Genomic DNA, 12,261 nt, shown 5'->3' with positions numbered 1-12,261 from the left:
GGAGGTAATATGACTGACTCTCGTCACGCTTCACACGTGCTCTCATTGCAGCAACGAGCCACCAATATTCGCCGCCATGCCTTATTAATGGGGCAGATTCAGGGGCAGGGATATATCGGTCAGGCGCTGGGTGCCGCCGATTTGCTTGCTGTCAGCTATTTCCACGCCATGAATTACCGGCCGGATCAACCCGAGTGGGAAGACCGCGATCGCTTCTATCTGTCGATTGGCCATTACGCTATCGCCCTTTACGCCGCCTTGCTGGAAGCAGGCGTGATACCTGAAGAAGAAAGGGAAACTTATGGGACTGATGAGAGCCGCTTGCCGATGTCCGGCATGGCTGCCTATACCCCAGGCATGGAAATTACCGGCGGTTCACTGGGTCATGGCTTAGGTATTGCTGTGGGTGCCTGTCTGGGGCTGAAACAGAAAGGCTCGCAGGCACGAGTCTATAACCTGCTTTCAGATGGTGAACTGAATGAAGGCTCTACCTGGGAAGCGGCAATGTCCGCCTCACACTGGCAACTTGATAACCTGATCGCCCTTATCGACGTCAACAATCAGCAGGCTGACGGCCATAGCAGTGAGATTCTCGCTTTTGAACCGATTGTGGATCGCTGGCAGGCTTTTGGCTGGTACACCCAGCGGGTTGATGGCAACGATATCTCTGCTTTGCAGGCCGCCTTTGATGCGGCTCGCAGCTGGCCCGAACCCCAGCCGCGCGTCATCATTTGCGATACCCGAATGGGCAAAGGTGTGCCGTTTCTGGAAAGTCGTGAGAAAACCCACTTTATTCGGGTCGATGCCGATGAGTGGGACAAAGCCCTGACCGCACTTGAGCAAGGAGTCTGAGATGAGTTCACAACCGCAAAAAAAACGTCTGACCACTTCCGCCATGATCGCCTCGATCGCCGCTGAAGGCCAGCCCACGGTTTCAGCTCCTTTTGGACATGCCCTGGTCTCTCTGGCAGAGCAGCGCTCAGATGTGGTCGGTCTGACGGCTGATTTAAGTAAATATACCGATCTGCACCTGTTCGCAGAGGCTTTTCCGAAACGCTTTTATCAGATGGGCATGGCGGAACAGTTACTGATGAGCGCCGCAGCAGGTATGGCGCGTGAAGGCTTTATGCCTTTTGTCACCACTTATGCCGTCTTTGCTTCCCGCCGCGCTTATGATTTTATCTGCATGGCCATTGCCGAAGAGAATCTGAACGTTAAAATCGCCTGCGCACTGCCGGGCCTGACCACCGGTTATGGACCGAGTCATCAGGCGACTGATGACCTGGCAATCTTCCGTGGCATGCCGAACCTGACTATCATCGATCCCTGCGATGCACTGGAGATTAGCCAGGTGATACCGGCTATCGCTGAACATCAGGGTCCGGTCTATTTGCGCCTGCTGCGCGGTAAGGTTCCGCTGGTGCTGGATAAATATGACTATCGCTATCAGCACGGTAAGGCTCAGCGCCTGCGCGGCGGTAAGCATGCCGTTATTATCAGCAGCGGATTGATGACCATGCGGGCGCTTGAGGCCGCTGAAGCGCTGGAGAAGCAGGGGATTGAGGTCGGTGTGGTTCACTCACCCATGATTAAGCCTCTGGATGAAGAGACCATCCTGCGTGAGGCGGGAGTAGCACTGCATCATAACCAGCTGGTTATCACCGCTGAAAATCATTCGATAACCGGTGGCTTAGGCGAAGCTATTGCCGGCCTATTAATGCGAAACCATGTGACACCGCGCTTTAAACAGATTGCGCTGCCGGATGCTTTCCTTGCAGCAGGCGCACTACCGACGCTGCATGACCGTTATGGCATCTCAACGGATGCCATGGTTAAGCAAATCACCGCCTGGCTTGAAGCCTGATTCATATCAAAACCGGGCCTGGCCCGGTTTTCTTCTGCATAGGTTCGCTGCTGCCGTGGAAGATCATCATTGCATTACGTCACTTCACATCGGTCTGATTACTGATTGCAGTGGTCAGCACTCTCTGCGCATCAGCAACTACGCTGTATGCTGATAACAGCCACTTATAACCCGGTTCAATGCCATACAGACGTTATTTCTCGCAATTCACTGTAAACAGCAGTGCAGTGAGCCATCGCCTTTTATCAGGTAGGCCGATAGGGGCTCTTCGTCCGTAAGCTGCCGATTTCATCTGCTTTACCCAATACAGTGAATCTGATGCCATGCAACTACCTTTCCGTCATGAGCAGACTGTGACAATCTTTTCGCGCTGATCAGGTTTTAATGGAGTTCCCTGCCAAAGCTGCATTTTGTATCGCACCTCTTCAAAAAAAAATTTTATCGCGCAGAAAAAGTTATCCACTTTTTCTGTGGATAAGTGAGGGATAGTTTCTGAGTATCTTTTTTCACTCTCTGTTCAGGACTTTACTGCTCTCAAGATACGCCTCTTTTCTGATCTTATCCGTTCGCCCTCAGGCCTGAAACGAGGGAGCTTTTAGCTGCAGGCATGGCGATTTCAGGCTGAAATTCTTGCATCTTTTATATTAAAAACAAACAGTTAATCACGAAATATCGCTGGCGGGCTAATGATTGGAGAAAGGCCAGGCAGAGGGTTTAGCGGAGTGTGTGAAGCCGGTATGCTGTTAATGAGGTTCAGTGGGGGTTGATTGGTCACTAATGAACCAGCCCCGGAAAATCATTACTTGCAATATTCTGACCGTCGGATGCGCGCTGGCGGCGATGAGATTTATCAACGAAAGCTTCAGACGAAAAACGTTATCTCTGTTTATAGTGGCCTGTGCGGTTTGGTGGCGGCTTCGGTATCTGGCGAAAGAGTTCAGCGAAGTGGCGATTTCATGCAGTTTTTCAACGAGAAACAATAGATTAATTTATTATATTTCAATAGCTTAACCATGAATTCACACTTAAAAATCTGGCGATTTCAGCCTGAAATTTGGGTGTCCGCCATCTCTTTTAACGACGACTCGCTACAAAAATCGAAAAAAAAGCCAGCGTCTATCGCTGGCTGATTTGAGTGCAGATACGTTAACGGTTGAGATATTTTTTCAGGGTCTCCGCAATAACTTTATCCAGCTCTTCCTGCAACTCTTTCGACTGCCGGTTAAATTCATAACTGAACATCCGTCCGCGTACCTTTTTTCGGGCGAACCGATCTTTATCAGCAAAAGACCAGAGCGCAGTCGCCTGGGTTTTATCTTTCTCCGGTTCTTTGATCAGAGTCTGGCTGCCCTGTCGAATCAGACGCAGAATATGATTTTTAAGCTCGTCCTCGGCCAGACCTTCACGGGCACAGACCACATCAATTTCCCTGGAAATGGATTTGATCAGAGCTTCAACGCTTTGCCCGGACTCACTCAACTTGTCAGCAGCCTGTAACAACGCTTTATAGTCGGGATAGGTCAGCTCAGCGTGATTAGGAAAAAGTGAAATCAAATCTGATGGAACGCTGGCGGCCTGCAGGGCACGCGTCACTTTCGCCTGGGACAAACCCTGATTTTCAGCAATCTCCTTCTGCGACAAACCGCCATCTTTAAGTGTTAACAGACGCATACCCACTTCGCGCAGATTGTGTTCCCGTGCCGTCTGAATATCCTGCGCCAGTCGGCGGGCTTCATCAGCGGTGATGGCCGCGTCAGTGATCAGCACGTCCAGGCCGGTTTTGCAGTAGAGTGCGGCTGCACGACGACGTGAGCCATCCAGGATTTCGATGCGGTCATCGCGCATCACGCCAATAGCGGGAAAGAACTGCTGCAGCTTAATGGTCCGGATAATGTCGCGCAGCGAATCAGGTGTCAGGCCTGCCTGATCGCGACCGTTGGTTTCCATTGTGACGAACGTTTTGCTTTCAACGTCGCTGGCGGCAATGCGTTCAAAGCGAAACAGGGCGCGCTTGCCCGTTGCCAGAACGAATGTCTGGTTGTGCTGGCTGTCTGGCGTGTCATTTTCCAGTGGAGTCTGGCTGAAGGTTCTGCCAATCGTAATTCTTTTTGCGCTCATACAAACCTCAGTTCAGGCGAATAAATTCGATACGGTCGAAGACGGCTTTAGCAAAGTCTTCTGCGGCGGATCGTGCATTCTTCAACGCTTCGCTGCTGCCGACGTAGGTCGAAGGATTGGCGGAGATAACCGTATCAAAGGATTCGCCACAACGTTCGAAACCATCAAGGCGGGGAAGGGCAGCATCAAGCATGTCGCCACCAAAAATCTCTTTTGCCAGGCTATGACAGAGTTTGTGGTCTGCTTTATTGGAGAGCTTCGACATGAAGCCAATATTACCCTGCAGCCGACAGGTCGCGCCGGAGTCTTCGATAATCGCAATCAGTTCCGGAAGACGAGTCAGGTATTTCAGTGTCGAGTGAAAGTCTACCTGAGCCGGTGGCACCGGAGTCATCAGAAGATCTGACGCTGCAATCGCATTCTTCAGGAAGGCATCAAGATGCGGGCCGCTGTCGATAAAGATAAAGTCATAATCTTTTTTCAGTTTGGCAATAACGTTGTCATACAACACGGCGTGAACGTTCTGTTGCGGAAGATGCTCAGCACAAAGCTGATCCCAGCTTGAGGCGATAAAGGCGTCATCAATCGATGCTGGCAGCACATCCACACCCGGAATGATCGACGGAACGATAAACTCGTTGACCAGCTCATCTCGTGAGACATTCTGCAGCATTGCCTGCGCCGCAGTCGCTTCCACCAGCCCGACGGAGCGCTCGTGGTTCAGAAACATGGTTGCTGAGGACTGCGGATCAAGGTCGATAACCAGGATGCGCAAATCTTCAAAAAGCAGATGGGGATGTGCGCGCAACGCATGTGCCAGCGAGACGGTTGAAACCGTTTTGGAGACACCGCCCTTCAGATTACCGACAAACAGGGTGTAAGCGTCACTATGGCGATCGCGATACTTCGGCACGCCACGATGATGATAGATATCGATAATATTCTGAATCGACATAGCATATTTAACGGAAGAACCGGCCGCACGTTTATCAAATTGATAACCGCTTTCTTCCATCTCATTGACTGCGTAATCCACACTGGCTCGGGTCAGTTTGGGCAACTTTGCCAGCGCCGCTTTGGCATAGACCTGATAGTAGGTATTTTCATGCAGTTCCTGCTTTTGCGCCTGAATTTGCTCGGTGAGGCTTAGCAGCATGCGTTCTGAACGCTGCGCAACCTTCATCACCTGCTTGTCATCATTAGCCATAGTTGCTCCAAACATGTAGGATTTATGACTTTATACAGAAATCCTGCACGTGAGGCAATAAATTATCTTCTCAACATAATCTCCGTTTTTATGTAACCACACGGGTTTTGGTGAGCTTCATCACATTATTTCGTCTGGCCGAATATATTTTGCAGGTTAATTGCGGTCAGCATTCACTGTAATCAGCAAAACATTCACTGTAGTGAGCAAACAGGTTTAAAAAATCATCAGACAAACCGGGTACATTGAGCGTGAAAGGGGAAAACACAGAAGACGAACCTTGAGATCAAACGTTCACTGTAGTCAGTAAAGCTTGTGTCTCTTTCGGTGACGTTATGGAGCAGGCGAAAGAGCGATGGATACATTGATAAATGGATTTCAGGCAGTGACTGCAGGTTGCAGTGCTGATCTTTGCCACTGCATCACTTCAACATTCACTATAGTCAGTAGCGTTTTACGTGTTCAGCTCTGTGAAGAGCAACGTTCACTGTAATCAGTAAACTTGCCGATCAGGAGCCAGAAGAGGGAGCAGGGCAGAGTAAACGTTCACTGTAGTCAGTAAGGATGGGTTGAAAAATCCTCAGCGGATGATAAAAGCATCGGAATCTGGAGAGGGAATATACACCGGCAACGTCACAACCGACTCTGGTCTGCGATACAGAAGCGTAAAGCCCATAAACGTTCACTGTAATCAGTAAATCCAGAAAGCAGTAAACATTCACTATAGTCAGTAACATCACAAACAGAAGAGGCATTAGAAGGAGAACAACCGCGCAAACATTCACTGTAGTCAGTAGTCAGCAGTAAGTAGACAGAAGCGATTCTTTTCTGAATCAGGGCGTGCCGACGGGGTCGTAATATGAGTCAGTAGATAGCAGTAAGTAGACAGAGGCGATTCTGTTCTGCATCAGTGTGTGCCGACGTGGTCGTGAGTCATGAAGTGACCAGACCTTGCGAGCAACGGCTTCTTCTGTCGCCCTTCAGCCAGTCATGCACCAGCCCCGTATCGTATACATCAGCAATGCCGTCAGCAGGTTCACTTTAACGTTCACTGTAATCAGTAGAATGCACGATGCCTTCAGGTACACCGCAGCAAACATTCACTGTAATCAGCAGAACGTTCACTGTAATCAGTACAAGATTAGCATCCCGCCATGGCAGTTATGACTCGCCTCAGACCGGGCATCTGGCAACAACATTCACTGTAATCAGTAGCGATTCGGAAAGCCGTTAAAGAGATTCAATGGTGAGGCGAGGGTAGCGCCCATCAGCAAACATTCACTGTAATCAGTAACAGTGTCACGCTGTTCTCTATGGTTACGTGTGTCATTCAGGTCATACGTATCATGTGAATCACGCTGAGCAGACCCCTCATGGTAAACCGCATCCAACCCTGATTTGCTGGCCAGCCAGTAATGCTCTTTGAGAACAGGGCAGAGCAAAGGCATTCACTGTAGTCAGTAAAAAGGATTCACTGTAATCAGCAGAGAGAGGCTTAGCCAACCGAAGTCAGGGCATTCACTGTAATCAGTAAACACAGTATAATTGAGTGCTAACCAATATGAGAGTAAGCACTAACTTACTTATAAGCCCTTGTTATCAGGCGCATTGAAGGGGGGTAGGGTCTGAACACACTTTTGCACGGCGGCCCGGTTACTGATTACAGTGAACGTTACTGATCACAGTGAATCCCTGGGGAGTACTGATTACAGTGAATGAAGAGTGGATGGCGCAATGTCACCGGTGACGCAGAAAGTGACACTGCCACGCAGGAATACTGATTACAGTGAACGTGAGGGGTTAATCATCAAACTCGATCTCATCCAGCGAATCGATGCTCTCAAGATTACTGATGCCATCAAGCTTAGGCGTACGGCTGTGGATAATAAAAAAGACTGAGCGGCCACGCTTCACTTCTGAGTAATCCAGATAACCGATCTCTTTCAGCTGCTCCATCGCGCGCCGCACGACATGGTTCTGCGTGGTGGTCTTAGAGCCGAGGTTCAGGCGCATACGCAGGCGTGCAAGCGAGATAGGCGCCGGATTGGTTGGCAGGCTTTCCAGGAAGGTGTAAAGCGCCTGCGCAGACTCTTTACGCTTCAAACGGGATATTGCACGGAGCTGAAGCAGGACCTTGTGGTCGAAGTTATAGAGTTCGAACAGCTTGGGGTCGGCCTGGATGCGCACAATATCTTTTTCGCGATCGTAATAAGCAGACTGAACAAGGTGGGTGTGATAGGCCTTGCCGTTACCTTCAAAAGAGAGCGTATTGGTCGCGATACGGCGCAGAGAGGCATCAAGACGCTTGCGCAGGGCGGCTGAAGAGTTGGCAGAGGGAATGCCACACATCTTAACAAAGTCGATAAACGGCAGCGTGACAGTATCGCCTTTGGTCGGATAGCGGGAAAACGATTGAATAATACCCGCCCAGGTTTTGAAATCGTTATCCATATCCAGCCGCGCGCCGGTAATGGTAATCTTTTCGTAGCCTTCCGCTTTCACCAGCGTCAGATTCTTCAGCTCTTTCGTCGCATCCGTTGATGCCATCGCACCGGATTTACCGCGTGCAGTAGATTTCAGCGTCGGCACGAACAGCCCAAGACGCATTAAAGCGACAGGCTGAACGGTATTATTCTTGTTGGGATGAAGCTGAATAACTTCACCGCTGTTTTTTGTCACTGACAGAAAAGGTTCAAGTAACGCTTTGTTTTCGTTGTCTTTATCTGCCATGGCGTAAGATCTTCATTCTGTGGATGAAAGGGATCGTTTTCTGACTACAGTGAACATTAGCACTGTTTACAGTGAACATTCTACCTGGTACAGTGAATAAAGTACTGATTACAGTGAACACTTTACTGATTATAGTGAACGCGATCACCCTTTCAGCCCTTGTGGGGTGCGGCCTGCGACGATCGGGGATCTCTTAGGATCTCTATATGATCTATTAAGGATCGTTTATTAGGATCTGGTCACTGTATAAGTGGAAAACTTAAGGCGTGACATCATTTTCAGACGTGTTGACCACCAGCAAAAACTGGCCCGCAATCTGCCCACTGCCTGACCGACTAATCGGTCATAGCCGCATTCATTCTCAATCGATAAAAAACTTCCTCACTATTATTCATTTTTCATCATCAACTACAGCGCGTATCGTCTCTCCATCACTGACAGAATGAGGAAAACGGCACCATGACTGAACATGCCCTATCACGTAACCCCACAACTGGTGAAATTCTGGCACGCTATCCTTTGCAGAACAGTGCAGAGCTGGAACAGACACTAACTGAAAACGCATCTGCTTTTGCAGCATGGAAACAGAGCACCATGACGGACCGCGTTCGCGTATTACGTCAGCTTGGCGAACAGATCCGTCTGCGTGAGCAGGATCTTTCCCGCATGATCACCCTCGAGATGGGTAAACCCATTGCACAGGCACGCGCTGAAGTTCTGAAATGCGCTAACTTATGCGACTGGTATGCGGAACATGGCCCTGCAATGCTGGCCGATCAGCCTACGCAGATTGCCGATGCGTGGCAGCGATTCCGTCCCATCGGGGTGATCCTGGCTGTGATGCCATGGAATTTCCCCCTGTGGCAGGTTCTGCGGGGCGCAGTGAGTATGTTGCTGGCAGGCAACACCTATCTGCTCAAACACGCGCCTAACGTCATGGGAAGCGCCACACTGATGGCTGAGCTGTTCAGGGCAACCGATCTGCCTGCTGGCGGCTTTAACCTGATCAACGTTGACAACGATGGTGTCTCCGTAGCCATCAAAGATGACCGCATTGCCGCCGTTGCCGTTACCGGAAGTGTCCGGGCTGGCGCCGCGATCGCTGCACAGGCGGGCGCAGCACTTAAGAAAACCGTGCTGGAACTGGGTGGATCCGATCCCTTTATCGTGCTGGGGGATGCCGATCTTGATGAAGCGGTTAAATCAGCCGTTATTGGACGTTTCCAGAATACCGGGCAGGTGTGTATGGCTGCCAAACGCTTTATTGTGGAAGCTCCGATCGCTGAAGAATTTGAAAAACGCTTCACTGCCGCGGTCCAGGCACTCACCATGGGCGATCCGCTGGATGAAAATACCTTCCTGGGCCCGATGGCACGCGCCGATCTGCGTGACGAACTGGATGGACAGGTAAAGGCCACGCTGCGTGAAGGTGCACGTCTGGTACTGGGCGGCGAGAAAGTGGCAGGGCAGGGTAACTACTACGCGCCGACCATTCTCGCTGATGTCACCAGCGACATGACCGCGTTCAGGCAGGAGCTGTTTGGCCCGGTAGCCGCTATTGCGGTCGCCAGGGATCCACAACATGCGCTGGAGATCGCCAACGACAGCGAATTTGGCCTCAGCGCCACCGTCTGGAGCGGTAATGAAGAGATTGCCGATCGGCTGGCGCTGCAGCTGGAAGTCGGTGCTGTGTTTATTAATGGCAACGGCGCGTCCGATCCGCGCGTTACCATTGGTGGTGTGAAGAAAAGCGGCTACGGCCGTGAGCTGTCGCACTTTGGTGTGCACGAATTCTGTAACGTGCAGACCGTGTGGAAGAATCGTCGCTAGTGTTTACTGTGCCGACGGAAGATAAGCGGGCGCTGTTTTAGCGACCGCACTGAGCGGACGCAGCAACCGATGCGGTGCAAACGCACTCAGCATTGGTGAGCCTGTGCCGCTCAGCATCTCCTCAGCCACCAGCCTGCCCAGCAATGGGGCAAGTGTCATGCCGCTATGGCTGATCATCAGATAAACGCGTGCTGACTCGCTGATGTAGCCTAATGCCGGCAAGCCATCTGCCGGACGCGACCGCTGTCCTGTTTCAATCCGCTCAATTCTCGCGCCTTCCGTGTTTTTAAACAGCCGCCGCAATCGACGCAGCATCTCTTTGCCAATCAGTCCATCCGGCGAGACCGGCCGCGCCGGATCGGCGTGCTGATCCAGATCCAGCGCCTGCAGCATCAGACGGCCACCGCCATCCGGCCGCACATTCAGTTCCGGGGTAATCAGATTGCATTTAAGTGGGATCGGCAAAGGCTGTGTCTGCGCCAGAAAACTGCAGGCAACAGGATCGGCGCGGTTCGCATCGGTCATCGCCAGTTCAAGCCCGCACTGGCTTATCAGTTCCGGTGCCCAGCGGCCGGTCGCCAGCACCAGCTGATCGCCGCGCCATTCATCCCCACTGGCCAGCGTAAGATGGACATCCTGCGCCGATTCAGTGAGCGTCGTCACTTCATTGTTGCAGACCAGCTGCCCGCCACTGGTACGCAGCTCTGCCAGCAGAGAGGCGATAAACAGGCTCGGATAAAGCAGACACTCCGACGGGAAAGACCAGGCGTGCTGAACGCGGGGATCGAGCCGCAACTCGGGCATTGCACCCAGAAGTGCGGCGCGGCTACGTTTCTCTACGGGGTAATCGAGCGTCGTAAGCTTTGCTGCGCGCTGCGCCAGCTGGCGCAGGGATGATTCATCGGCTGCCCACTCCAGCGTGCCGGTTTCCAGCAGCCATCGGGGCGATGCAGGATGGCTGGCCTGCCAGCGCTTGTGCTCGTCTATCGCATGGGCATTAAGATCATGATAGCTGGTGGGTTCTTTGCCGTTGGCATTGACCCAGGCATAGCTGATCTGACTGGTTCCGCTGCCAGGATAGTTTTTATCGAAGACGGTGACCTGTGCGCCCCGTCGCGACAATGACTGCGCGACGGCTAAACCCAGCACGCCTGCACCGATTACGGCAATACGTTGTGGCATATCTGGTCTCTCCTGAACAGGGATTAGTGGAAAACTGCTACCCGCCGGTTCGTTTACTATTGCGAAGTCAAAGAAGTACGTCAACCGCAGCGTCAGGCGGTGGTTTCATCGAACCATGCGGGCACCGGATCGGCCAGGGTGATCCACTGTTCAGGCCCCGCAGCCATCTCCTGTGGTGTCAGCAGCGCATGATCCAGCGCGGCACGGACGCTCTTCTCGTCCATCTCAATGCCGATAAAGACCAGTTCCTGGCGCGCATCGCCGGTACCTTCCTGCCACTGTTCAGCGATAAAGTTGAGTGAATCTGCATCCTGTGGCCATTCAGTTCGCGGCACGCTGACCCACCAGCGCCCGGCATAACCCTGACGTGCCACCGCGCCCGCCTGCGACCACATCGCGGCATATTCCGGCCGACTGGCCAGCCAGAAGTAGCCTTTAGAGCGGATAACGCCGTCAAGCTGGTGGTTTACTGCATGCCAGAAACGCTGCGGATGGAACGGACGACGGGCGCGATAGACAAAGTTACGAATGCCATACTCCTCCGATTCCGGCTGATGCTCACCGCGCAGGGTCTGCAGCCAGCCGGGTGCCTGCGCTGCCCGGTCAAAATCAAACCGGCCGGTATTCAGCAGGCAGTCCAGCGGAACCTGCCCAAACTCACTGTTCACAATAAGCGCGTGCGGATTAAGCGCCTGCAGCATGCCCTTCAACTGGTGCAGCTGCGCCGGGCTGAGCAGGTCCGTTTTGTTCAGCACCAGCAAATCACAAAACTCAATCTGATCCACCAGCAGATCAACCACTGAGCGCTCATCCTGAGCGCCCAGCGATTCGCCACGTGACTGCAGATCATCGGCTGAGCGATAATCGCGCAGGAAGTTAAAGCCATCGACCACGGTGATCATACTGTCCAGCCGGGCATAGGCTGACAGACTTTCACCCGCTTCATCTTCAAACGTAAAGGTTTCGGCAACCGGCAGCGGTTCAGAAATGCCGGTAGACTCAATCACCAGGTGATCGAAACGCCCGGCCTGAGCCAGACGTTTTACCTCCAGCAGCAGATCTTCACGCAACGTGCAGCAGATGCAGCCGTTACTCATTTCGACCAGCTTTTCATCGGTGCGGGAGAGCTGCGCACCGCCATCGCGCACCAGCGCTGCGTCAATATTAATTTCAGACATATCATTGACGATCACCGCGATCCGTCGTCCTTCGCGGTTGTTCAGAATATGATTAAGCAGGGTAGTTTTACCGGCACCGAGAAAGCCGGAGAGAACGGCAACCGGCAGACGGGGATCGTCGGATGTCAGAGCAGAGAGTGTCATGGTGTTAC

8 protein-coding genes are annotated in these 12,261 nt (G+C 52.2%); 3 read left to right on the top strand and 5 right to left on the bottom strand.

Annotated features, from left to right (window positions below):
* Positions 1–9: 9 nt before the first annotated feature.
* Together ACVKSX_RS10585 and ACVKSX_RS10580 are read left to right on the top strand one after the other, a co-directional pair.
* On the top strand, positions 10–852 hold the full coding sequence (locus tag ACVKSX_RS10585; protein ID WP_031292457.1) for a transketolase: 843 nt from the start codon (positions 10–12) through the stop codon (positions 850–852).
* A gap of 1 nt (position 853) precedes the next feature.
* The gene (locus tag ACVKSX_RS10580) at positions 854–1,864 is read left to right on the top strand and encodes a transketolase family protein (RefSeq protein WP_022624574.1); all 1,011 of its coding nucleotides are present in this window, start codon (positions 854–856) and stop codon (positions 1,862–1,864) included.
* A gap of 1,146 nt (positions 1,865–3,010) precedes the next feature.
* On the opposite strand, the gene ACVKSX_RS10575 is transcribed toward ACVKSX_RS10580, so the two are convergent.
* The 3 genes from ACVKSX_RS10575 to ACVKSX_RS10565 all read right to left on the bottom strand — a co-directional run bounded on the left by ACVKSX_RS10575 (position 3,011) and on the right by ACVKSX_RS10565 (position 7,919).
* A complete protein-coding gene (locus ACVKSX_RS10575) occupies positions 3,011–3,982 on the bottom strand; it encodes a ParB family protein (RefSeq protein WP_010246824.1) in 972 nt (323 codons plus the stop codon).
* A gap of 7 nt (positions 3,983–3,989) precedes the next feature.
* Entirely contained in the window at positions 3,990–5,189 is a 1,200-nt protein-coding gene (locus ACVKSX_RS10570) for an AAA family ATPase (RefSeq protein WP_010246822.1), read from the bottom strand.
* A gap of 1,800 nt (positions 5,190–6,989) precedes the next feature.
* Positions 6,990–7,919, bottom strand: coding sequence for a RepB family plasmid replication initiator protein (locus ACVKSX_RS10565; RefSeq protein WP_010246820.1), 930 nt, complete (start codon positions 7,917–7,919; stop codon positions 6,990–6,992).
* 459 nt (positions 7,920–8,378) lie between these two features.
* Here ACVKSX_RS10565 and ACVKSX_RS10560 point away from each other — a divergent pair, with 459 nt between their 5' ends.
* Positions 8,379–9,749, top strand: coding sequence for an aldehyde dehydrogenase family protein (locus ACVKSX_RS10560; RefSeq protein WP_346454979.1), 1,371 nt, complete (start codon positions 8,379–8,381; stop codon positions 9,747–9,749).
* A gap of 3 nt (positions 9,750–9,752) precedes the next feature.
* Here ACVKSX_RS10560 and ACVKSX_RS10555 read toward each other — a convergent pair whose 3' ends face one another.
* Both ACVKSX_RS10555 and zigA read right to left on the bottom strand, forming a co-directional pair.
* Positions 9,753–10,931: an NAD(P)/FAD-dependent oxidoreductase gene (locus ACVKSX_RS10555; RefSeq protein ID WP_033768734.1), complete on the bottom strand. Its 1,179-nt coding sequence runs from the start codon at positions 10,929–10,931 to the stop codon at positions 9,753–9,755.
* A gap of 92 nt (positions 10,932–11,023) precedes the next feature.
* Positions 11,024–12,253, bottom strand: a complete 1,230-nt coding sequence (gene zigA / locus ACVKSX_RS10550; RefSeq protein WP_010246814.1) for a zinc metallochaperone GTPase ZigA — start codon at positions 12,251–12,253, stop codon at positions 11,024–11,026.
* Between the last annotated feature and the right edge of the window lie 8 nt (positions 12,254–12,261).

Source organism: Pantoea sp. PvP021, assembly GCF_054056055.1.
Note: the sequence above shows the minus strand (reverse complement) of the source record. Positions and strands in the feature narration are given on the sequence as shown.